Origin of the sequence: Nocardia concava NBRC 100430 (assembly GCF_000308815.1) — a bacterium.
GTDB classification, from domain to species: Bacteria; Actinomycetota; Actinomycetes; order Mycobacteriales; family Mycobacteriaceae; genus Nocardia; species Nocardia concava.
The window spans coordinates 194,526-215,611 of sequence record NZ_BAFX01000074.1 but is presented as its reverse complement, the minus strand read 5'-3'; the positions used below and the strand labels follow the sequence as shown (position 1 = coordinate 215,611).

The 21,086-nt window shown below is 68.4% G+C and carries 25 protein-coding genes; 9 read left to right on the top strand and 16 right to left on the bottom strand.

Annotated elements, in window-relative coordinates; translation table 11 throughout:
• Position 1: 1 nt before the first annotated feature.
• Positions 2–1,285, top strand: coding sequence for a glucarate dehydratase family protein (locus ON43_RS15425; protein WP_040808013.1), 1,284 nt, complete (start codon positions 2–4; stop codon positions 1,283–1,285).
• Positions 1,286–1,488: 203 nt separating this feature from the next.
• Positions 1,489–1,833, top strand: a complete 345-nt coding sequence (locus tag ON43_RS15420; protein ID WP_157514049.1) for a hypothetical protein — start codon at positions 1,489–1,491, stop codon at positions 1,831–1,833.
• Positions 1,834–1,846: 13 nt separating this feature from the next.
• Here ON43_RS15420 and ON43_RS15415 read toward each other — a convergent pair whose 3' ends face one another.
• Entirely contained in the window at positions 1,847–2,851 is a 1,005-nt protein-coding gene (locus tag ON43_RS15415) for a PHP domain-containing protein (protein WP_040808011.1), read from the bottom strand.
• 29 nt (positions 2,852–2,880) lie between these two features.
• Positions 2,881–3,024: a hypothetical protein gene (locus ON43_RS44825; protein ID WP_157514048.1), complete on the bottom strand. Its 144-nt coding sequence runs from the start codon at positions 3,022–3,024 to the stop codon at positions 2,881–2,883.
• A gap of 190 nt (positions 3,025–3,214) precedes the next feature.
• Here ON43_RS44825 and ON43_RS15410 point away from each other — a divergent pair, with 190 nt between their 5' ends.
• Together ON43_RS15410 and ON43_RS15405 are read left to right on the top strand one after the other, a co-directional pair.
• Positions 3,215–3,610 carry a VOC family protein gene (locus tag ON43_RS15410; protein WP_040808182.1) on the top strand — a complete coding sequence of 132 codons (396 nt, stop codon included), beginning with the start codon at positions 3,215–3,217 and terminating at the stop codon, positions 3,608–3,610.
• Between the two features lie 4 nt (positions 3,611–3,614).
• A complete protein-coding gene (locus tag ON43_RS15405) occupies positions 3,615–4,481 on the top strand; it encodes a sigma-70 family RNA polymerase sigma factor (protein WP_040808010.1) in 867 nt (288 codons plus the stop codon).
• A 22-nt stretch (positions 4,482–4,503) separates the two neighbouring features.
• On the opposite strand, the gene ON43_RS15400 is transcribed toward ON43_RS15405, so the two are convergent.
• The gene (locus ON43_RS15400; protein ID WP_040808008.1) at positions 4,504–4,848 is read right to left on the bottom strand and encodes a hypothetical protein; all 345 of its coding nucleotides are present in this window, start codon (positions 4,846–4,848) and stop codon (positions 4,504–4,506) included.
• Positions 4,849–4,972: 124 nt separating this feature from the next.
• Here ON43_RS15400 and ON43_RS15395 point away from each other — a divergent pair, with 124 nt between their 5' ends.
• Positions 4,973–5,950 (top strand): zinc-binding dehydrogenase, encoded by a 978-nt coding sequence (locus ON43_RS15395; RefSeq protein ID WP_040808007.1) that lies wholly within the window; start codon positions 4,973–4,975, stop codon positions 5,948–5,950.
• Here ON43_RS15395 and ON43_RS15390 read toward each other — a convergent pair.
• Positions 5,939–6,841: an SDR family NAD(P)-dependent oxidoreductase gene (locus tag ON43_RS15390; protein ID WP_245568603.1), complete on the bottom strand. Its 903-nt coding sequence runs from the start codon at positions 6,839–6,841 to the stop codon at positions 5,939–5,941. The genes ON43_RS15395 and ON43_RS15390 overlap by 12 nt on opposite strands.
• A gap of 111 nt (positions 6,842–6,952) precedes the next feature.
• On the opposite strand from ON43_RS15390, the gene ON43_RS15385 reads away from it, so the two are divergent.
• Positions 6,953–7,822 carry a hypothetical protein gene (locus ON43_RS15385; protein WP_157514047.1) on the top strand — a complete coding sequence of 290 codons (870 nt, stop codon included), beginning with the start codon at positions 6,953–6,955 and terminating at the stop codon, positions 7,820–7,822.
• On the opposite strand, the gene ON43_RS15380 is transcribed toward ON43_RS15385, so the two are convergent.
• On the bottom strand, positions 7,767–9,266 hold the full coding sequence (locus tag ON43_RS15380; protein ID WP_040808002.1) for an MFS transporter: 1,500 nt from the start codon (positions 9,264–9,266) through the stop codon (positions 7,767–7,769). The two genes, ON43_RS15385 and ON43_RS15380, sit on opposite strands and share 56 nt — an antisense overlap.
• Positions 9,267–9,378: 112 nt before the next feature.
• Here ON43_RS15380 and ON43_RS15375 point away from each other — a divergent pair, with 112 nt between their 5' ends.
• Positions 9,379–10,047, top strand: a complete 669-nt coding sequence (locus ON43_RS15375; protein ID WP_040808001.1) for a TetR/AcrR family transcriptional regulator — start codon at positions 9,379–9,381, stop codon at positions 10,045–10,047.
• A gap of 125 nt (positions 10,048–10,172) precedes the next feature.
• Here ON43_RS15375 and ON43_RS15370 read toward each other — a convergent pair whose 3' ends face one another.
• Positions 10,173–10,583, bottom strand: a complete 411-nt coding sequence (locus ON43_RS15370) for a YchJ family protein (RefSeq protein WP_040808000.1) — start codon at positions 10,581–10,583, stop codon at positions 10,173–10,175.
• Positions 10,584–10,587: 4 nt separating this feature from the next.
• On the bottom strand, positions 10,588–10,992 hold the full coding sequence (locus ON43_RS15365) for a nuclear transport factor 2 family protein (RefSeq protein ID WP_040807999.1): 405 nt from the start codon (positions 10,990–10,992) through the stop codon (positions 10,588–10,590).
• Between the two features lie 85 nt (positions 10,993–11,077).
• Here ON43_RS15365 and ON43_RS15360 point away from each other — a divergent pair, with 85 nt between their 5' ends.
• Complete coding sequence (locus ON43_RS15360; protein ID WP_040807997.1) at positions 11,078–11,632, top strand: PadR family transcriptional regulator; 555 nt, start codon at positions 11,078–11,080, stop codon at positions 11,630–11,632.
• A gap of 15 nt (positions 11,633–11,647) precedes the next feature.
• Here the strand turns inward: ON43_RS15360 and ON43_RS15355 are convergent, their stop codons facing one another.
• The 3 genes from ON43_RS15355 to ON43_RS15345 form a co-directional block, all read right to left on the bottom strand.
• Positions 11,648–11,902 (bottom strand): hypothetical protein, encoded by a 255-nt coding sequence (locus ON43_RS15355; RefSeq protein WP_040807995.1) that lies wholly within the window; start codon positions 11,900–11,902, stop codon positions 11,648–11,650.
• A 116-nt stretch (positions 11,903–12,018) separates the two neighbouring features.
• A complete protein-coding gene (locus ON43_RS15350) occupies positions 12,019–12,690 on the bottom strand; it encodes an O-methyltransferase (protein WP_040807994.1) in 672 nt (223 codons plus the stop codon).
• 65 nt (positions 12,691–12,755) lie between these two features.
• Positions 12,756–13,889, bottom strand: coding sequence for an amidohydrolase family protein (locus ON43_RS15345; protein ID WP_040807992.1), 1,134 nt, complete (start codon positions 13,887–13,889; stop codon positions 12,756–12,758).
• 91 nt (positions 13,890–13,980) lie between these two features.
• Between ON43_RS15345 and ON43_RS15340 the strand changes: the two genes are divergently transcribed.
• Positions 13,981–14,619: a TetR/AcrR family transcriptional regulator gene (locus ON43_RS15340; protein ID WP_051178475.1), complete on the top strand. Its 639-nt coding sequence runs from the start codon at positions 13,981–13,983 to the stop codon at positions 14,617–14,619.
• Positions 14,620–14,621: 2 nt separating this feature from the next.
• Here ON43_RS15340 and dmpG read toward each other — a convergent pair whose 3' ends face one another.
• From dmpG to ON43_RS15310, 6 genes are read right to left on the bottom strand one after another with little or no spacing between them, the layout of a single operon-like run.
• Positions 14,622–15,635, bottom strand: coding sequence for a 4-hydroxy-2-oxovalerate aldolase (gene dmpG / locus ON43_RS15335; protein WP_040807989.1), 1,014 nt, complete (start codon positions 15,633–15,635; stop codon positions 14,622–14,624).
• Positions 15,632–16,567 carry an acetaldehyde dehydrogenase (acetylating) gene (locus ON43_RS15330; RefSeq protein ID WP_040807988.1) on the bottom strand — a complete coding sequence of 312 codons (936 nt, stop codon included), beginning with the start codon at positions 16,565–16,567 and terminating at the stop codon, positions 15,632–15,634. Before ON43_RS15330 ends, dmpG begins: the two co-directional genes overlap by 4 nt.
• Positions 16,564–17,379 (bottom strand): 2-keto-4-pentenoate hydratase, encoded by an 816-nt coding sequence (locus ON43_RS15325; protein ID WP_040807986.1) that lies wholly within the window; start codon positions 17,377–17,379, stop codon positions 16,564–16,566. Before ON43_RS15325 ends, ON43_RS15330 begins: the two co-directional genes overlap by 4 nt.
• Complete coding sequence (mhpA, locus tag ON43_RS15320; protein WP_083913435.1) at positions 17,376–19,130, bottom strand: bifunctional 3-(3-hydroxy-phenyl)propionate/3-hydroxycinnamic acid hydroxylase MhpA; 1,755 nt, start codon at positions 19,128–19,130, stop codon at positions 17,376–17,378. The genes ON43_RS15325 and mhpA overlap by 4 nt, the downstream gene beginning before the upstream one ends.
• Positions 19,127–20,149, bottom strand: coding sequence for a VOC family protein (locus ON43_RS15315; RefSeq protein ID WP_040807985.1), 1,023 nt, complete (start codon positions 20,147–20,149; stop codon positions 19,127–19,129). The genes mhpA and ON43_RS15315 overlap by 4 nt, the downstream gene beginning before the upstream one ends.
• A gap of 2 nt (positions 20,150–20,151) precedes the next feature.
• Positions 20,152–21,006 (bottom strand): alpha/beta fold hydrolase, encoded by an 855-nt coding sequence (locus tag ON43_RS15310; protein WP_040808180.1) that lies wholly within the window; start codon positions 21,004–21,006, stop codon positions 20,152–20,154.
• Positions 21,007–21,086 lie beyond the last annotated feature (80 nt).

Sequence of the window (21,086 nt, the reverse complement as noted above, 5' to 3'; positions counted from 1 at the left end):
CATGCCCACCGCGCTCCCCGTGATCACCGACGTCAGACTCACCCCGATCCTCATCTCCGATCCGCCGCTGCTGAATCTGTCCGGCGTGCACCAGCCCTACACACCGCGCCTGATCGTGGAGTTGGTCACCGACAGCGGGGTCGTGGGTCTCGGTGAAACCTATGGTGACAGTGCGTATCTGGCGCGGGCTCGGGAGCTGGCTCGGCAGCTGATCGGGCTGCCGGTCGGTGCGGTCAACACCATCCTCGGGCTCGGGCGGTCCGACAGCACCCTGCTCGACGCCGCACCGGCGGCCAGCGGTTTGCGCGGTGCGCTGACCACCGACAAGGTGCGGCTGTCGGTGGTGTCGGCCTTCGAGGTCGCCGCGCTGGATGCGCTGGGTCGCCATCTCGGCGTGCCGGTGCACACCCTGCTCGGCGGGAAGGTCCGGGATCGGGTGGAGTATTCGGCCTATCTGTTCTACAAGTGGGCCGAGCACCCGGACGCCGACGGCCCGGCCGATCGGTGGGGCCCGGCACTGGATCCCGAGGGCATCGTGGATCAGGCGCGGAAGTTCCTGGTGCACGGCGGATTCCGCTCGTTCAAGCTCAAGGGCGGAGTCTTTCCACCGGAGGAGGAGATAGCGGCGATCCGGGCCCTCGCCCGAGTCTTCCCCGGCGCGCCGCTGCGGCTGGATCCCAATGGCGGCTGGTCGCTGAAGACCGCGCTGCAGGTCGCCGAGGAGCTGACCGGCGTCGTGGAGTACCTCGAGGATCCCACCGCGACCGTCGAGGACCTGGCCGAGGTGCATCGCCGCACCGGAATCCCCTTGGCCACCAACATGATCGTGACCTCCCTCGACGAGGTGAAACCGGCCTTCGACGCGGATGCCGTGCAGATCGTGCTGTCCGACCACCACTTCTGGGGCGGTTTGCTGGCCACCCGCGACCTCGCCGCCGTCTGCCGCGCCTACGGCAAGGGCCTGTCCATGCACAGCAACACCCAGCTGGGCATCAGCCTGGCCGCCATGACCCACGTCGCCGCCACCGTCCCCGACCTGGCCTACGCCTGCGACACCCATTACCCCTGGCAATCCGAGGACGTCATCACCGAACGCTTCACCTTCACCGCCGGCGCGGTGGCCGTGCCCGACGCGCCCGGCCTCGGCGTGGACCTGGAACCCGACGCCGTCGCCCGCCTGCACGAACGCTGGAACCGCCTGCCCGCCCTGCGCGATCGCGACGACATCGCCGCCATGCGCCGCGCGGACCCCGACTACCGCACCCCACCCTCCCCCAAGTTCTGACCCGGCATTTCGACCATCAGCGAACCTCATTGGAGCACAACGCGATTCCCAGGCGTTTGCTGGAATCCGAACCATGGGCCGGTCAATATCATCTAGCCTCGTAGTCGTGAGGTACGCGGCGTTGGCGATGCTCGTCTGCACCGCGATCTCCGGCGCCCTGATACTCCGCGCATGGCTCACCCGCAGTGGGGTACGGCGCGCGAGTGCGCCACGGCCGCCACCGCCGCCTCCCACCCGCCCTCGTCTTCGGCCACGTTGCGCTCGCCCTGCTCACCGCCGCCACCTGGACCACCTTCGTCGTCGTCGGCAACCACAACCTGGCCGTGTACGCCGTGGCCCTCCTCGGTGCGACCGCGACCCTCGGCGCCACCATGTTCGTCCGCTGGATCCCCACCTACCGTTCCGGCCTCACCGCCGTCGACGGCCCCGGCGCGGCGCACCGGGCGGGCCGCGACACCAATCTCCCCTTGCGAGTCGTCCTCGCGCACGGCGGCTTCGCCGTCATCGCCACGACCTTGGCGACCTTCGTCCTGCTCACCAATCGCTGACCGCGGCAAGCACTTACGAGCTGGTCCAAGCGAGGAGTTTGTCGGCGGGCCAGGTGTTGATGATGCGGTCGGTGGGGACGCCCAGGTCGAGGCCGCGTTGGGCGCCGTAGCCGAGGAAGTCGAGTTGGCCGGGGGCGTGGGCGTCGGTGTCGATGGAGAAGTCGCAGCCGATGTCGAGGGCCAGCTTCAACAGGCGGGTGGGCGGGTCGCGGCGTTCGGGGCGGGAGTTGATCTCGACGGCGGTGCCGTGGTCGCGGCAGGCGGTGAAGACCTCTTCGGCGTCGAAGGTGGATTCGGGGCGGGTGCCGCGATTGCCCTCGACGAGGCGGCCGGTGCAATGGCCGAGGATGTCGGCCTGGCCGCTGGACACCGCGCGCACCATGCGCCGGGTCATCGCCGCGGATTCCATCTTCAGCTTGGAATGGACGCTGGCCACGACGATGTCGAGGCGTTCGAGCAGCTCGGGTTCCTGGTCTAGGGAGCCATCGTCGAGGATGTCGACCTCGATGCCGGACAAGATGCGCATGGGGGCGAATCGGTCGCGGAGTTCGTCGAGGACGTCGAGTTGCTGGCGGAGGCGGTCCGGTGACAGGCCGTTGGCGACGGTCAGCCGGGGCGAGTGGTCGGTGAGGGCGCAGTACTCGTGACCCAATGCCTGAGCGGCGGCCATCATTTCCTCGATGGGCGCCGACCCGTCGGACCAGTTCGAGTGCACGTGCAGGTCGCCCTTGAGGGCCTTGCGGAGTTCCCCACCGCCCAGGTCCTTGGCCGCCGTACGCAACTTGACCAGGGCGTCCGGCTCGCGCCCGGACCAGGCCTGCGCGATCACCGCGGCGGTCTTCGGCCCGATCCCCGGCAGCGACTGCCAATCATTGGCCCGGCCCAGTTGCTGCCGTTGCGCGTCGTCGAGGCGCTCGACGATGTCGGCCGCATTGCGGTAGGCCATGACTCGCCGGGGGTCCTCGCGGGCGCGGTCCTTGAAGAACGCGATCTGACGCAGGGCGACGACAGGGTCCATCTCACCAGTGTGCGCGCCGTGGGACCGCGCTACTCGACAACCTTGCCGACCAGCATCAGCGAGAGGATCACACCCGCCACGACCACGACTCCCACGTGGCCCGCGGAGATGGCGTAGTCGTAGGTCGATCCGGCGATGATCATCGCGATCACCAGGAAAAGAAGCCGCTTCACCATGTCCTCCCGCGAACTCGCACCAACCGTAGGTGACGCGGATTCACCTGCGCTACAGACGAATCGGCGACTGGCGACGCAGGGGCGACGACATGGCAGTGAAAGGTGTTGTTACCTTTGCGCGCACCCCTTCGTCATATGGACGACGACGAAAAACACCAGGTCGTCGCATCGACGAATGGAGGACACCATGCTGACGAACGTGATGTACGCGACGGTCTACGTGACCGACCAGGATCGCGCGCTGAAGTTCTACACCGAGGGACTCGGGCTCGAGAAGCACATCGACTTCCCGGGCCCGGACGGGCGATTCCTGACCGTGCAGGTTCCCGGCAGCCCGCTCGAGATCATCCTGTGGACGCATGCGCCCTCGGCCGGGCAGCCGCTCGGGGCCGGGAACGAACTCGCGCCCGGCCCGCTTATCCTCGAGTCCGATGACCTGCGAAAGGACTTCGAATTGTTCCGCGAGCGCGGCGTGACCTTCCTGGGCGACGCGCCCGAGGAGTACCCGTTCGGTCTCCGCATCGAGGCGGTGGACCCGGACGGCAACCGGATCTCGCTGCGCCAGCAGCCCAAGGGACGGTGACCCGATGGAGACCAGGCCCACCAATCCGGTCACCGCGACATTCGAGGCGCACCGAGATCGATTGCGCGCGGTCGCCTTCCGCATGCTCGGCTCGCACGCCGACGCCGAGGACGTGGTCCAGGAGGCGTGGATGCGCCTCGCCCGGCAGGACGCGGCCGCCATCGAAAACCTGGCCGGCTGGCTCACCACGGTGGTCGGCCGAATCAGCCTGGACCTCCTGCGTTCTCGCGGCGCCCGGCCCGAACAGTCCCTCGGGGACGGCATTTCCGAGGTCGTCGTGATCGATGACAGCCCGGAACCGGAAGATCATGTCGCGCTCGCGGATTCGGTGGGCCTGGCTCTCCTCGTCGTCCTGGACTCACTCGGCCCGAGCGAGCGCGTGGCATTCGTGCTGCACGACATGTTCGGGGTGTCGTTCGCCGAAATCGGCCAGATCCTGGGCAAATCCGCCGACGCCACCAAAATGATCGCCAGCCGCGCCCGCCGCAAGGTGCGCACCACCGACCGCCCGTCGGCCTCCGGCCGCGCCCAGCGCGAGGTAACCCAGGCCTTCCGGGCGGCCGCCGTCGGCGGCGACTTCGAGGCCCTGCTCCGGGTACTCGACCCGAACGTCCGCCTCACGGTCGACACCCCCGGCGGCACCTTCGTCACCCTCGGCGCCACCGAGGTGGCCGCCCGCGCCAAGATGTTCTCCGGCGAGGTAGCCCGCCACCAGCCGGTCCTCGTCGACGACCGCCCCGGCTACCTCTCCTGGAACGAAGACGGCCTACCCCTCTCCCTCATCTCGTTCACGGTGTCGGACAACCGAATCGCCACCATCACGATCCTCGCCGACCCGGCCAAGCTCGCCGCAATGGATTTGCCCGCGTGACCACCCGCACCGCGCGGGTCGATCACCAACAGATGCCCTGCTGCGGAAAGGCGAGGAAGACGACCATGAAGAACAGCGAGACGCCGGAGGCGGTGGCGGCGAGGGCGATCGTGAGCCGGGTGCGGCGTACCGCGACCGCCACCAGGAAGGGCGCGGCCCAGAGCACTCCGGATCCGATGACCCAGGGAATGCCGGCCGGATTCAACCGGGGGTGCACGTTCGCGTCGCCGCCACATCTGGTGTCCGCCACGGAGAATGCGCTCCCTAACAGCAGGAGGAGACCGACGGGATAGACCCAGAGCACCAGGGCCACCCCGGTGAGCAGCCAGGCGCCGGTCCGGCGGATGCGGGGTGCAGTAATCGTCATGCCTCGATGGTCGGGGCCGACAAGATCGTTTACCTGGGGGAATCTACTCGTTCTTGACCTGAACGTATGTTGAGGTTGCAGAGTTTGGGCGGTAGAGAATAACTGTCCAGTCAGAGGAGTTGTCGTGCGCGCCATTCGGCTTCATGAGTTCGGGCCCGCGGAGAACCTGCGGTACGAGAGCGTCGCGGATCCGGAACCCGGGGCGGGACAGGTGCGGATCGCTGTCGAGGCGTCGGGGGTGCATTTGCTGGATACCTCGCTGCGGAGAGGGATCGCGGGCGGGCCGATGCCGTTGCCACAGCTGCCGACCGTTCCGGGGCGCGAGGTGGCGGGGACGGTCGAGCAGGTCGGGCCGGGGGTCGATCCGAGTTGGGTCGGGCGTCGGGTCGTCGCCCATATCGGGCAGGCGCCCGGCGGGTACGCCGAGCTCACGGTGACCGAAGCCGAACGGCTGCACGAGATTCCGGAGGGACTCGATGCGGCCACGGCGGTCGCCATGATCGGGACCGGGCGGACGGCGCTGGGCATTCTCGGATTCGCGGACATCTCCGAGGACACGGTCGCGATCGTGCCATCGGCGGCGGGCGGGATCGGGACCCTGCTGGTGCAGTACCTGGCCGCGGCCAAGGCCACCGTGATCGGTCTCGCGGGCGGAAAGGCCAAGGCCGATCAGGTTTTCGAGAACGGCGCGGACCTGGCGCTCGACTACCTCGATCCGTCATGGCCCGACGCCGTCCGGGCCAGGTACGGGGAGCGGCCCGCCACGATTCTCTTCGACGGCGTCGGCGGTGAGATCGCCCGCGCCGGAATCGATCTGCTCGGCAAGGGCGGCCTGCGGCTGGTGTTCGGATGGTCCGCCGGGCCGATCGACATCGACGATCAGGCCCTCGCCGACCGCGGCGTGAGCTCACAGGTCGTACTCGGTCCGCCGATGCTCGAACGCGGGGGCGGCTTGCGCGCCTTGGAGACCCAGGCGCTGGCCGAGGCCGCGGCCGGGCGGCTGCGCCCGGCGGTGCAGCGCTTCCCGCTGGCGGAAGCGGCCACGGCGCATCGGGCGCTGGAGAACCGCGAGACCACCGGCAAGGTCGTGCTAATCCCCTGACAGCCGCCCGAATCCGCGTTCCATGAAACGTTGCGCGGCCCCGCGACGCAGATCGGTCCAGGCCTGCACGGGTCCGGTCCACCACGGCGAGATCTCGCGGGGTCGCGCGACGACGGCGTGGCAGATGAGGTTGGCGGCCTCGTCGGCGGTCAGGCCGGGAACGCCGGAGAAGTCGGTGGGTGCGCTCATGCGCGTGTGCACCAGGGGCATATAGACCGAGGTGGTCGTGACGCCGTCGGCGGCGATCTCCGTCGCCACGGTGCGCAGCCAGATATCGAAGGCGCCCTTGGACGCACCGTAGGCCGACCAGCGCGGCGCGGGCGGCATGCGCAGTCCCCAGGTCGAGATGTTGACGATGTGCCCGCTGCCGCGTTCCCGCATGCCGGGCAGCAGGGTCAGCAGCAGCCGGACGGGACCGAGATAGTTCACGTCGATGGTGCGCGTGAAATCGTGGAATCGGTCATAGGATTCGTCGATCGGCCGGCGAATCGAATGCCCCGCGTTATTGATCACCACATCGACCCGCCCGTGCTCGGCGAGCACCGTGCGCCCCAATTCCGCCACCGCGTCGAAATCGGTGATGTCGGAGCTGTACACGTGCGCGGTCCCGCCCGCCGCGCGGATATCCGCGGCCACCGCATCGAGGTCTTCCTGCGAGCGCGCCACCAGCAACACCGTCGCCCCCGCGTCGGCCAGTTTCTTCGCCGCCGCCTTGCCGATGCCGTGCGAGGACCCGGTCACCAGCACGACGGATCCGGAAACGGCCTCGCGCAAGGATTTCTCGCGGGGCCGTGAGGTCGGATAGAAGATCCTGGTCGCCACGCGCTCCGCCAAGGGGCGGCCGTTCGACCCGGCCGGATTCGCACTGTTCTGGGCGTGTTGCTCAGCCACGATTCGAGGGTAACCGCAGGACCGGTCCGCAATCGGGAATGAGTGGAAATACCCTGGGCGCAACCGGATTCCCCGACCAGGATGGAAGGCGGTGCTCGGGGGAAGGAAAACATGACAACGCAAACGCCGGAAACGGCGACACCGCAACGCGTCTCGATCTGGATGTGGATCGCCCGCGCGCTGGCCCTGGTGATATTCGTTCCACCGCGGCTGCTGTGGGAGGCAATGAAGGCGATACCGCGTCTCCTCGCCGCGGCGTTCCGGCTGTTCGTCGACCATCTCGCCAAACCGCTGGCGATCTTGTTCCGGGACTGGGTGTTCCGGCCGCTGCGCAATTTCGTGCGCGACTACCTGTGGCAGCTGCTGATCCAGCAATTGCTGTTCGGCCTGGTCCTCACACCATTGGGCGCGTTCCTGCTGGCATATCTGCTGCGCCCGATTCAGCATGCCATCGAGGAATGGGGGTGGCGGCGCGTGCTGAAACCCGGCATCCCGTGGGTGTTTCGCACGCTGATCCGACCGGTCGCCGTCGGCCTGGTGCGCGCGGTCGTATTCGCGTGGACCTGGCTGATCGAATGGCCGATCGTCACAACCTGGCGACTGCTGCGGCCCGGCGGCCGGTGGCTCCTCGCGCATGTGCTCGAACCGGTCTACGACGCCGTCCGCGTCACCGCGGTCTTTCTCGGTACCTGGCTGATCGTGTGGCCGCTGCGGCAGCTGTGGCGCTGGATCCTGCGTCCAATCCTGCTGGCGTTGGTCGCCGTTGTGGTTTTCGGCTGGAAGGTGGCCACCACCGTCGTGACCGTGACGGTGGTGGTTCCCTGTCGCTGGCTGAACCGCACTGTCCTGCAACCGCTCTTCGCGACCGTCGCCCGCGCGTGGCGGGCAGTGGCGAAACCGGTCCGCTGGGCGTATCAGAACGTCGTCATGCCGTGGCGCGCTCGCGCCGCGGAGATGTGGAGTCTGATTTTCGGCGGTTAGCGAAGAACACGACGACCGCCATTCCGGCCAGCAGCACCGCGCCCGTGGTGGTGGCGACGTGCATGCCGTTGACGAAGGACTCGCGCGCCGAATCCACCAGGGCCGTATTGCCTCCGGCCTCATTGATGGTCTCGCCCAGGGTGGGACCGAAGTCGCCGCCGGAGCGGAAGACCAGGGCCGCCAGGGATCCCAGCAGGGCCAGGCCCAGGCCATTGCCGAGTTCGAAGCTGGTCTCCGAGATGCCGACCGCCGAACCGGCGCGCTCGGGCGGCACCGAGGACACCGCCACCTCCGACACCAGCGTGAACGCGATACCGAAGCCCATGCCCGCCACCACGGAACCCGCGATGTACCAGCCGATTCCGCCGTCCACGCCGACGCCGAGCAGCATGAGGTTGCCCAGGGCGGCCAGGCTCAGCGCCAGCACGAAGGTGGTCTTGGTGCCGAGCTTGCGACCGATGCGCGCGCCGCTCATGGAGAACACGAACACCACTACCGCCATCGGAATGCCGAGCAGCGCCGACTGCAAGGCGTCGCGTCCGGTGACCGACTGGAGGTACATGCTGGTCAGGTAGCTCATACCGGCCAGCGCCAGCATGCCGACCGTGCTGGAGCCGATGGCCACCGAGAACAGTCCACGCCGGAACAGGCTCAGGTCCAGCAGCGGTTCGGCCAGATGCCGCTGGCGGCGGATGAACGCCGTGAGCAGCAGCACGCCGATGATCCCGATGCCGACCGCGGGCAGGTCGAATCCCTCGGCCGCGCAATGCTTGATGGCGTAGACGATGGGCAGGATGCCGCCGATCGACAGCAGCACGCTCACCCAATCGAGGGGTCCGCGCCCGGCCGCACGGTGCTCGGGCAGCAGCAGCGGCCCGAAGACCAGCAGCACCAGCAGCACCGGGGTGTTGATCAGGAACACCGAGCCCCACCAGTAGTGGTGCAGCAGTACACCGCCGATGATCGGCCCGACCGCCGACCCGCCCGCGAAGAACGCCGTCCACACACCGATGGCCGTGGCACGCGCCCGGTCATCGGGGAACAGCGTCGAGATCAGCGCCAGGCTCGAGGGCAGCAGTGTCGCGCCGCCGACGCCCATCAGCGCCCGCGCCGCGATCAGCACGCTCGCGCTCGGTGCGAAAGCCGCCAGCACCGAGGCGATTCCGAATACCGTGGCACCCGCCAGCAGAATATTGCGGCGGCCGATCCGATCGCCGAGATTGCCCATGGTGATGAGCAGGCCCGCGATCATGAAGCCGTAGATGTCGAGGATCCAGAGCTGTTGGGTCGCGGACGGATCCAGGCTCTGGGTCAGGGTCGGCATGGCCAGGTAGAGCACCGACATATCCATCGAGACCAGCAGCACCGGCAGCAGCAGCACCGCCAGGCCGGCCCAGGCACGGCGCGGCGTCTTCACGTCGGGACGCGCGAGGGTACTCGTCATGACCTATCCTTCGGGCTGATGTGCGGCTGACACGAAAGGCGCGCGTACACCGTACGCGCAGCAACGGGTACAGTGTACGCATAACCGGCGTGGGAAGGAAAGAATTCGTCCGATGACCGAGGCCAAGCTCACCCGGGCCGCCATCGTCGACACCGCCATCACCCTGGCCGACGAGTCGGGACTCGATGCGCTGTCGATGCGCCGCATCGCCGAACGCATGAACGCCGGAGCCATGTCGCTCTACCGGCACATCCCCAATAAGGACACGCTGCTCGCGGCCATGACCGACGAGGTCTCGCGCCGCAATCTCTATCCCCCGGCCGAGGGCCAGGGCTGGACCTGGCGCGACCGGGTACGCATTGCCGCCGAGGTGGATTGGCGGCTCTACCAGGAACATCCGTGGGTGCTGTTCACCTTCGCGGTGCCGCGCTACAACTTCGGCGAGCACAGCCTGATCGTGCTGGCCTGGCTGGTCGAGGGATTCGCCGAACTCGGCGTCGACGCCCGCGAGGCGACTCGGATGTCGCTGTCGGTGTGGAGTTACATCGCCGGCGTCGCGCTCCAGGAGGTCAGTGCCCGGCTGCTACAGGGCCGCGACAGCAGCGGCGACGACCGCTCCGGCCTCATCGCCCTGCTCGACGGCGATCCACACTGGCCGACCCCGCCCGCGCTGGCCGCACTGGAAGGTTCGGGCGACACCGCCCTGCGGGATCCGGAAAGCCTGCTCGAATCCGGGCTCGCCGCGCTCTGCGACGGCTTCGAGGCTCGCGCCAGGCGCTGAATTCGCCGAAACCGGGGCCGACGGCACTGCCGAATCCCCTTGTCCGGCATGGCATGCACACGTGCACGCACTGCAATTTCACATCGCATGCATGCGCGCACGCGATGCCCTGAGGTTTCACCCGGTCAGTCCTTGATGTCGCCGTCGAGGTAGACCCATGCCCCGTTGTCGCGACGGAAGCGGCTGTTCTCGTGCAGCTGCCCCGCCGCACCCCCGGCGCGGTAGTGGGCACGAAACTCCACCGTGCCCTCGCTATGGAACGGCGAGCCCCCGGTCGCACCGAGGATCTCGAGCCGTTCCCACCGCAGTCCCGGATCGAAATCCACCTCGGCGGGCCGGGTCTCGGGATCCCAGCTGCGCAGCAGATACGCCTCGTCATGCACCGCGAAGGCACTGAACCGCGACCGCATCAACTGCTCGGCCGTCGTCGCCCGCGCCTCACCCCGATGCAGCCGCCCGCAGCAGTCCGCATAGCTCGCGGGCAGTCCGCACGGGCAGTCTGCGGGGATCGGCTGGGTCTTGCGGCGCTTCGACATGGAATCAAGCGTAGAAGCTGCGTCCTTCGGCCCCGCCGGACACCGACCACACCTCGACGATCTGGCCGTTCTCGAAGCGCAGGATGTCGGTGCCGCTGAGGTCGCGGACCACAATGCCGTCCTGGACGATCCGGGCTCCGTACGGCCGGGCCACGATTCCGCTTCGGGCATCGGTCATCTCGACCACCGGCACGCCCTGCGTCGAGTACTCGAGGCCGGGCCGCTCGGCACGGAACTTGTCGATCTTGGCCGCGAGCGCCGCGCGGTCGCGGATCTCGTCGAAGTCGGACGCGCCCGGCTGGGCGTAGCGGAGGGTGAATTCGGGGGCCATGATCTCGTCGACCAGGTCGAGGTCGCCGTTCCACAGGTTGGTCCAGCGGGTGAACAGTTCGATGCCGTAGTCACGCATGTCAACTCCATAGTCTCATTGATACCGTCTTGCTGAGACCAATGTATAGTCTCAGTGAGATGGTGTCAATGGAAGGGATTGGACGATGGCCGAACTCGGACCGCAGGACCACATCGTGCTGGGTCTCATCGCCCGGCACGGACCGCTGACCCCGTACGACCTGAAGGTGCGGATCGAGGAGAGCGTCGACAAGTTCTGGCCGATCCCGCACGCGCAGCTCTATCGCGTGCCGCCGCGGCTGGCCGAACAGGGGTTGCTGCGCGAGGAGGCCGAGGAGAGTGGACGCCGCCGCCGCGTCTTCCATCTGACCGATGCCGGGCGAGCCGAACTCACCCGCTGGCTCGGCGATCCGAGCTCACCGCAGCCGGAGACCCGCGATCCCGCGCAGCTGAAACTGTTCTTCGCCGATCTGGGCGAGCCCGGCGACGTGGTGGCGCTGGCCCGCAATCAGGCCGCCGAGCACCGCCGCTGGCTCGAGCTCTATCGCGAGCTGTACGCGGAAATCGATCCGGACGACAGCGTGCGCGCGGTCTCGCGGGCCCGGGTGCTGCGGCTGGGCATCATGCACGAGCAGGCGTACGTGGATTACTGGGAGGAACTGGCCGCGAATCCCGAGCAAGCGCCCGGCCCGCGAAAATGACGGTGCGCCGGGGCTTTAGGAAGAGCGCTCCGGAGCGATCGATACCGAGGTGGAGACATTGGCCCGCTGATCCTGATCGGAGTCGGCGGTGCGCGGATGCTCACCGCGGTAGATGACGACCGCGAGCACACCGACCACCAGCGCCAGCACGGCGGGACCGACCACGACGACGGCCTTGCGGACCCACGCGGGCGCACCCGGTTTCGCCTCCGGCTCCCGAGGGGCCATGAAGGCGGGCGGCGGGAAGGTCGGGCCGTACGGATCGTTCATTGCTCCGACCGTATTGACCCGACCCGCTCGATGCCAGGCAACTTTTCGGCAATCAGAACCGAAGTGGGTGAGCCGGGCAGATATCCCCAGCTCACCCGTGCGGAGTGAGCTCCGACTCAGTCGTCCTCGCCCAGCACGACCGCATAGGCGATCCCGTCCCAGCCCTTACCGCCGACGGTCTGCAGCACGGTCCCGTCCAAGCGCGGTTCGCCGGCGATCAATTCGATGACCTCGCGACTGGCTCGCACGGCCGCGTCCGCCGAATCCGCATGGGCGATACCGCCATCGCGCACCACATTGTCGACGATGATCACCGACCCGGGCCGCGTCAGCCGCAGCGCCCACCGCACATAATTCGAGTTGTTGACCTTGTCGGCGTCGATGAACACCAGATCGAACGGTTCCGGCTGCTCGTCCGCCAATACCGGCAGCGAGTCCAGCGCCGCCCCCACCCGGATCTCCACCCGCTCCCCCACACCGGCGCGATCCAGATTCTCCCGCGCCACCTCCGCATGCTTGGCCGCGTACTCGAGCGTCACCACCTGCCCGGACTTCCCCACCGCCCGCGCCAACCACGCGGTGCTGTACCCGCCCAGCGTCCCGATCTCCAGCACCCGCCGCGCCAGCACCGACTTCGCGAGCAGATACAGGAACTTCCCCTGCGGCGGCGACACGTCGATGGCGGGCAGGCCCGCCGCCGCATTGGCTTCCAGAGTGGCCGAATCCCCGTGTCCCACGAGGGTTTCGACCAGATAGCGATCAACCTCGGCCCAGTTGGCAGTCGTCATACGCCGAGTCTGCCACCGGTTTGCGCGCGCTCCCACCATTGCGCTCAGGGGGAGATATTTAGCACTCAGGCGCCGACGGCGGCGGCCAGCCGGGGCAGCTGCCGCAGCGGGTTGATCCGCTCGATCTCCAGTCGTTGATCGGCATCGAAAACGTCGCTGAGCCCGGGCGCGGGGTCATGGGAACCGGTCTGCGGCAAGGTGAGTGCGCTGAAGGGCCAGTCGGAGCCGAAGACGATGTGATCGCGTGCCGTCACCTGCAGCACGGCGGCCATGGCGGCGGCCGACCCGCTCAGCGCGGTGTCGTAATAGAAGCGACCGATCTGATTCTTGGTGTCGAGGATCGAGGGCCGGGGCAGATCCTCCGGCCACAGCTGCCCGAGCACCGATTGCGACGCCACGCTGAGCCGATGCGAGAGGAACGGAACCGTGCCGCCCGCGTGTGCGAGCTGGAAGCGAATGTTCGGATACCGCTGGGTCATTCCGGTCACCATCATCATCGTGGCGGCCCGCGTGGTGTCGAAGGTGAACTCCTCCAGGAAGTCCGGCAGCGGAAGTCCTGGCTTGGCGTGGTCGGGTATCGCCGCCGGGTGGACGAACACGTAGGCGTTGCGCTGGTTCAGCGCGATCATCAGCGGCTCGAAGCGCGGATCACCCAGATACACACCGTTGTAGGCGGACAGCAGGATCACCCCGTCCAGGTGGAGTTCGTCGAGGGCGTGGATCGCCTCGTCGATCGAGGCCGGGATGTCGGGCATCGGCAGCACGGCGAACGCGCCGAACCGCGTCGGATTCGAGGCGAACAGCCCCGCGGCGTAGGTGTTGCAGTAGCGGGCCATATCGACGGCCTCCTTGCCGCCGAGGAACGACACGCCCGGGTCGGATACCGAAAGCGCCTGTGCCTGAATGCCGTAGTAGTCCATGAACGCGATGGCCTGCTCGGGCGACCAGTCCGGGGTCGGGTAGCCGCCGATGGTGACATGCCCGTGTTCGAGCAGCGCGGCACGATAATCCGGCGGCAGGAAGTGGGCGTGCAGGTCGATGCGGTAGGTCCCGGTCGGCGCGGGCTGCTGAGCGCGGGCCGGTCCGGTGGGTCCGCCGGGCAGCGCCGACGCGGCCAGGCCGAGCACACCGGCCAGGCTGCCGCCCAGGGCGTTGCGGCGGTTGACGGTGCCGCGGGAGCGCGGCCGAGAGTCTGTCACGGCGTTCGCCTTTCGATCATGATCGAAATCGCTTCTGATATTTTCGTCAGATACGATTCTGTCTACGGTTTCGAATGGAATGAGGCAGCCGATGGCCGCAGCACCCGAGGTGCGCACCCGCACCGACCGGCGGCGCGAACGCACCCGCAATGCCCTGCTCGGCGCGGCGCGGAAGTTCCTGTCGGAGGGACGTTCCGCGGTGAGCATCCAGGAGATCACCGATGCCGCCGATGTCGGATTCGGCTCGTTCTACAACCACTTCGGGTCCAAGGAAGAGCTTTTCGACGAGGCCGTCCGCTCGGTGCTGCTGATCTACAGCGAGATGCGCGACGACATCGTGGCCCGCTACGACGATCCGGCCGAGGTCTTCGCGGTGAGTTTCCGCATGACCGGCCGCCTGCAGCGGCAGTTGCCCGAAGAGGTTCGGGTGATCCTGAATTCGGGCCTGTCGGTGCTGCTGCGCGACGAGGGCCTGGCCCCGCGCGCCCGCCACGACATCCGCGCCGCCCAGGAGGCGGGACGCTTCGAGCCGATGGACGCGGACATGGCCGTGATGGCCGCGGGCGGTGCGCTGCTGGGACTGCTGCAACTGCTCGACGCCCGGCCCGACGCCGACGCGGACGCGCTCACCGACGAGATGACCTTCCACGTGCTGCGCATGTTCGGCATGACCAAGCAGGCGGCCGAGCGGCTGACCACCGGCGACCTGCCGCCGCAGCCGCAGCTCTGAGGTCACTTCGCGCCCTGGGCGACGAGATCCAGCGCGATATCGACGAGCATGTCCTCTTGACCGCCCACCAGCCGACGCCGACCGGCCTCGACCAGCAGTGCCCGGACATCGACTCCGTAGGCGGCGGAGGCGTTCTCGGCGTGCCGCAGGAAGCTCGAGTACACGCCCGCGTAGCCGAGCGCGAGGGTCTCGCGATCCACTTGGACCGGACGATCCAGCAGCGGCCGGATCAGGTCGTCCGCGGCGTCGGTGAGCGCGTCCAGGTCGGCTCCGTGCTTCCAGCCGGACAGCTCGGCGACCGCCGCGAAGGCCTCGAGCGGCGTATTGCCCGCTCCCGCACCGAGACCCGCCAGCGATGCGTCGACCCGCGCCACACCTGCCTCGACGGCCACCACGCTGTTGGCCACCGCGAGGGACAGATTCTGGTGCGCGTGAATCCCGATCTCGGTGCCGTCGTCGAGGACCTCGCGGTAGGCGCGGACACGGTCGCGCACGCCGTCCATGGTGAGCCTGCCGCCGGAGTCGGTGACGTAAACGCAGTGCGCGCCATACGATTCCATGAGCTTGGCCTGTGCGGCGAGCCCCTCCGGGCTGTTCAGGTGGCTCATCATGAGGAACCCGGAGACGTCCATGCCGAGCTCACGGGCGTGCGCGATGTGCTGTGCGGCGATATCGGCCTCGGTGCAATGGGTCGCCACCCGCACCGAGCGCACGCCGAGATCGCAGGCGCGGCGCAGGTCTTCGACGGTGCCGATGCCCGGCAGCAACAGCGTGGTCAGCCGGGCGGTGGTGAGCGCGCCCGCCGCGGCTTCCAGCCAGTCCCAATCGGTGTGGCTACCGGGACCGTAGGTGAGGCTGCCGCCGTGCAGGCCGTCGCCGTGTGCGACCTCCACGGCGTCCACCCCGGCCGCGTCCAGGGCGGCCGCCACCCGCGCGACAGTCGCCGGGCTGATGCGGTGCCGCAGCGCGTGCATCCCGTCGCGCAAGGTCACGTCCTGCAGATATATCCGGGTCATCGAATGCTCTCCCTGGCCAGGCATTCGGCCACCCGCAGTGCGGCCGAGGTCATGATGTCGAGGTTTCCGGCGTACGCCGGGAGGTAGTGGGCCGCACCCTCGACCTCGAGGAACACCGAAACCTGATGGGTGACAGGCGCGTTCCCGGTGAGCGTGCGCAGCGCCGCGCCCGGAGCCAGCGGCGTGATCTGGATGTCCTGTTTCAACCGGTACCCGGGCACGTACGCAGCCACCGCGGCCACCATGGCGGTGATCGATTCCCGCACGGCCGCTTCGTGTTCCGAGTCCGGGTCATTGATCAGCGCCAGCACGGTGTCACGCATGACGAGCGGCGGCTCGGCCGGGTTGAGGATGATGATGGCCCGGCCCCGCGCCGCACCGCCCACGGCTTCGATGGCGCGCGAGGTGGTTTCGGTGAACTCGTCGATATTCGCGCGGGTGCCCGGACCGGCGGATTTCGACGCGATGGAGGCGACGATCTCCGCGTAGGGCACCGCGGCGACCCGGGAGATCGCGGCCACGATCGGAATCGTGGCCTGCCCGCCGCAGGTCACCATGTTCACGTCGGAGGCGTCGAGGTGCGCGTCCAGGTTGACCGCGGGCACCACGAAAGGCCCGATCGCGGCGGGGGTCAGATCGATCAGCCGCTTGCCGTGGGGCGCGAGCGCCGCCGCGTTGGCCCGGTGCGCACCCGCCGAGGTGGCGTCGAAGACCACGTCGATCTCGTCGAAGTGGGGCATACCGATCAGTCCGTCGACCCCGTGCGCGGTGGTCGGCACACCCAGCCGATCGGCGCGCGCCAGCCCGTCGGAGGCGGGATCGATGCCCACCATCGCGGCCATCTCGAGGGTGTCCGACAGCCGCAGCACCTTGATCATCAGATCGGTGCCGATATTGCCCGAGCCGATCACGGCGACCTTCGTACGACTCATCGTTGCTCCCAGGTGAAGTCGACCGCACCGAGAAGACCGGTGCCACTGAACAATTCGGATCGCACCCGGGCGCCGGGGCGCAGCGGGGCCATGGGTCCGAGCGCGCCGGAGAGCACGATCTCCCCGGCGCGCAGCGGATCACCGAAATCACGTGCGGTGCGCGCCAGCCAGGCCAGCGCGTTCAGCGGATCCCCCAGGCACGCCGAACCCGTTCCGGTGGACACGATCTCCCCGTCGACGGCCATGCTCATGGCGATATCGCGCGGTTCGAACTCGGTCAGCGAGAGCCGCTCCGCGCCCAGCGCGAACCATCCGCTCGACGCGTTGTCCGCGACGGTGTCGGCGAAACCGATGTCCCAGTTCGCGATTCGGCTGTCCACGATCTCCAGCGCGGCGACCGCGTACTCGACCGCCCCGCGCACTGCGATCGCATCGATTTGCTCGCCGTCGAGGTCGGCGCCCAATACGAACGCCAGCTCCGCCTCGATCTTCGGCTGCAGCAGCGCGGGCCGTCGCGCCGCCGGAGTCTCGGCGACATCCATCTCGTCGAACAGCACCCCGAAGTCCGGCTGATTCACCCCGAGCTGCCGCTGCACGGCGGGTGACGTGAGCCCGATCTTGCGTCCCACCACCCGCGCCCCGGCCGCTACCCGGTCCCGAACCCCGATGCGCTGCACGGCATACGCCACCGCGACATCGTCCGGCCCGATCAGCTCACGCACCGGCTCGACCGGCTCCCCGGTCGCCATCGCGCGGGCCAGTCGCTCGGCTGCCGCGCGCACCTGCGGGCTCTCGATCACTGTCGATTTCATCGAATCTCCTCCAAACCCGGCGCGGTCTTCGTCGCGGCCACCACCGGTACCGAAGGCCGCGCGGTCGGCCCGCCGCCGGAACCGAACAGCTGTGTGCGGAGCTCACCGATCAGCTCCCCGGCGCGTCCTGGCCGGGCAATGCCGAAGACGAACCGGTCGGGGCGTAACAGGATCACGCTGCCGCGCCGGGCACCGCCCTTGGCGAGCCACCGGGTCAGTGCACCGGTGTGATCCTCGACGTCGGTCACGTGGTCGGGGACGATCTGCCGATCGCCCGGCCTGCCCTGCGGCCTGCCGCCGACGGCATACAGCGTGACGAAACCGATGCCCAACGCCCGCAGGATCGCCAGTTCCTCGCCGCTCAGCCCCGCGCGGGGGTCGACGCCGTAGCCGACCAGCGAAAAGCCCACGCCGAGTGCGTCATCCAAGCGCAGGGGTCGCCCGTCGAAGGTGCGGACATCGGGTTGCGGGGCGAGGGTCCCCTCGATGCCGCGCCATCCCCGACGCGGCAGTCCCAGGTACGCGCCGCGCCGGAAGCGCGGGGACGGCTTGAATTTCGCGGCTCGGAGCCAGCCGCCGACTCCGGGCAGCCGCACGGCGGTGGCAAGGGCGAGGTCTCGGGCTCCGGCGAGCAGCGGATTGCTCAGCGAGACGACGTTCTTGTTGAAGACCGACAGATCGATCATGGCCTTGGCGTGCGGTCGGCGTTCGGCCTCGTAGGTGTCCAGAATCCGTTGGTCCGCACCGTGTTTCAGGATCGCGGTGAGTTTCCAGGAGAGGTTGTCGGCGTCGCGGACCCCCGAGTTCATGCCCTGGCCGATGAACTGCGGGGTCATGTGGGCGGCGTCGCCCGCGATCAGGACCCGGCCCTCGCGCCAGCAGTCGGCGACCACCGCGTTGAATGTGTAGACCAGCCTGCGCAGGACCTCGACCTGGTCCGGGTCCACGAAGCGGGAGATGTGACGGCGCACCGTTTCCGGGCTCTCCATCTCCTCCTTGGTCTGGGTCTCGGTGAGCATGAACTCGAAGCGGTGGTGCCCGCCCGGCTGCGGGCAGGACACGATCGGCAGGTCCGGGTCGCAGACGAAGTCGAAGTAGGGCAGGTGCCGGAAGGCGTCCGCGCCGTCGCGGGCCTTCAGATCCACGACCAGCCAGCGCTCGGGAAAGCTGGTGCCGTGCATGTCGATTCCGAGTTCGGTGCGCACCACGCTGCGCCCGCCGTCGCAGCCGACGAGGAACCGGGCACGCGCCCGCTCAGCCGTCCGCGGGTCGGTATCGGGCGCGTTCTTGCCGTATCCCGTGCCACCGCATCGGGCGTGTTCGACGGTGACGCCGTCGCCGTCCTGGTCGAAGCCGAGGACCTCTCGCCCACGCCGCACGGTGACGTGCGGGTATCGGACGAGGGCGCGTTCGAGGGTGTTCTCCAGGTACGGCTGATAGAGAAAGTTCGCGATCGGCCAGCCCAGGGGCCGGTCGGTGCGGTGAAACTGCGCCAGTACCCGACCATCGCCGCGCACCCACTGCACCGTCGAGTCGATATTCATGTCGGCGGCGAGTTCATCTGCCGCACCGGCGGTCTGGAAGATCCGCATGCCCTCGTCGTCGGTGTAGACCGCGCGGGCCATGCCATAGAACTCGGGCTCACGTTCCAGGACGAGCACGCGGACGCCGCGGCGGCCCAGCAGATTGGCCAGGGTGAGGCCGGTCGGTCCGAGGCCGACGACAATGACGTCATAGTCGGTATTCGTCATCGCGGCAGTCCTCCGGTGAGCTGTGGGACGGTGATCTCGGGTGTGCGGACCGTGCGCAGGGCCTGACGGAACTGGGCGAACTTGCCCAGCACGGTCTCCCCCACCGCGCCGTGGCCCCAGACGCTGATGCCCTGATAAGTCGTGGGCTCCCAGGTGGATTCGAGTTCCGGCCCGATAACGAGCGGATTCCAGCCGACCTCGAGTTCGAATCCCGACGGTGTCACGCAGTAGAACGAGAGCTCACGGTCGTTGGTGTGCTGGCCGACCGACCACTGCATGCGGAAACCCAGCTCGGTGACCCGCGAGAAGGCGGCGAGCATGTCGTCCAGGGTCGCGGACTGAATATTGATGTGCTGCACCCTGGTTCGCAGGGGATCGATCCGGAGGCCGCGAATATTGGCGATGGCGATCGAGTGATGCCGCTCGTTGACCCGCAGGAATCGGATCTTCATGCGCAGCCCGGAGATGTTCTCGTCGATGTAATCGGTGAGCCGGGAGTCGAAGACGGTTCCGTAATACCCGCGCACGGCCTCCGGCTCGCGCGACACCAGGGCCACGTGCCCCAGTCCGGCCTCCCCGGTGACCCAGCCGGAGCTGAGCATGCGCAGCGGTTCGGGCGTGGTCACCGGCGCCGTGAAGATCTCCTGCGCAATGCCTTTGGGCCCGGCGAACCGCCACAGCCGCTCCACCCCGCGCCGTGCCGCCTCCTCCACACTGCCCTCGGCGATGGGCACGCCGCGTGCGGTGACCCGGGCGAGGATGCGGTCGAAGGTTTCGTGATCGTCGATCTGCCAGCCCAGCGCGGTCACGTCCTCGGCGTGTCCGCGCTCGATCAGGAATCGGCAGGCTCGGTCATCGAGCCGGAAACGCAGTGCGCCACCGTCGATGTCGTCGACGTGCACGCCGACGGCGTCGGCGCCGAAGCGCCGCCAGTCGGTGATCCGATTCGACCGCACCGCAATGTATCCCAGATGGACCGCACCGAATACCGATCCGGCGGGCCGTAACCGCTCGCTCATGCTCAGCCCTCGAGGAAGACGCCCGCGAGCGTGTTGAACAGCTCGGCGCGTTCCCACTGCACCCAGTGGCCGGTATTGGCCGCGAGGTACAGGTCGCAGTTCGGCATGGCCGCCGCGAGCATCCGCCCGCCGTCGGGACGATTGACCTTGTCGTTCGCGCCCCAGAACACCAGCATCGGGTGAGCGACCGTGCGCAGCCGCGGGTCTCGGGTGAAGTCCATCCGCCACAGCGTCCGCAGCGCCAGCGGCCCCGACGGGCGACGCAGCGGCGGATCGGCGACCACCTCCGGATCTATGCTGGCCCGGTAGCGCTGCTCGATGAGCTCCTCGGGCACGGAATCCCCGTCGAAGACGAGATATTCGCGAATGAACCGCTGCAGCTTCTCCCGGCTCGGCCCATCGCCCCGGTAGTAGTCCAGCAGGGCATTGAGTCCCGCGGTCGGCAGCGCCCGCGTCGTCCCGACTCCGCCGGGCCCCATCAGGACCATCCGCCCGACCTTGTCCGGCCGATCCATGGCCAGCCGCAGCGCCGCTGCACCGCCGTAGGAATTCCCGACCAGATGCGCCGCGTCGATCCCGAGCTCGTCCAGCAGCCCGCCCACCGCCCCGGCGAGACTCCCGAACGGATCGGACCGGTCGATCCACTTCGCCGACCGTCCGTACCCGGGCATATCCGGCACGATCACTCGGTATCGCCCCGCCAGGGCCCCGATGTTGCGCGAGTAGTTCGCCGCACCCGTCGCCCCCGGCCCGCCGCCGTGCAGCAGCACCACCGCGGGCCCCGATCCGGCCTCACCGTAATAGATCTCGCGCCCGTCGACCCGAACCGTGCGCCCGGTCGTGACGCCCTCATCGATGCCAGTCACAGCCACCTCCATGCCCGTTATTGATGAAATCATCAGTTACGACCGTTTCCTCTGTCAAGAGAAAATGATGA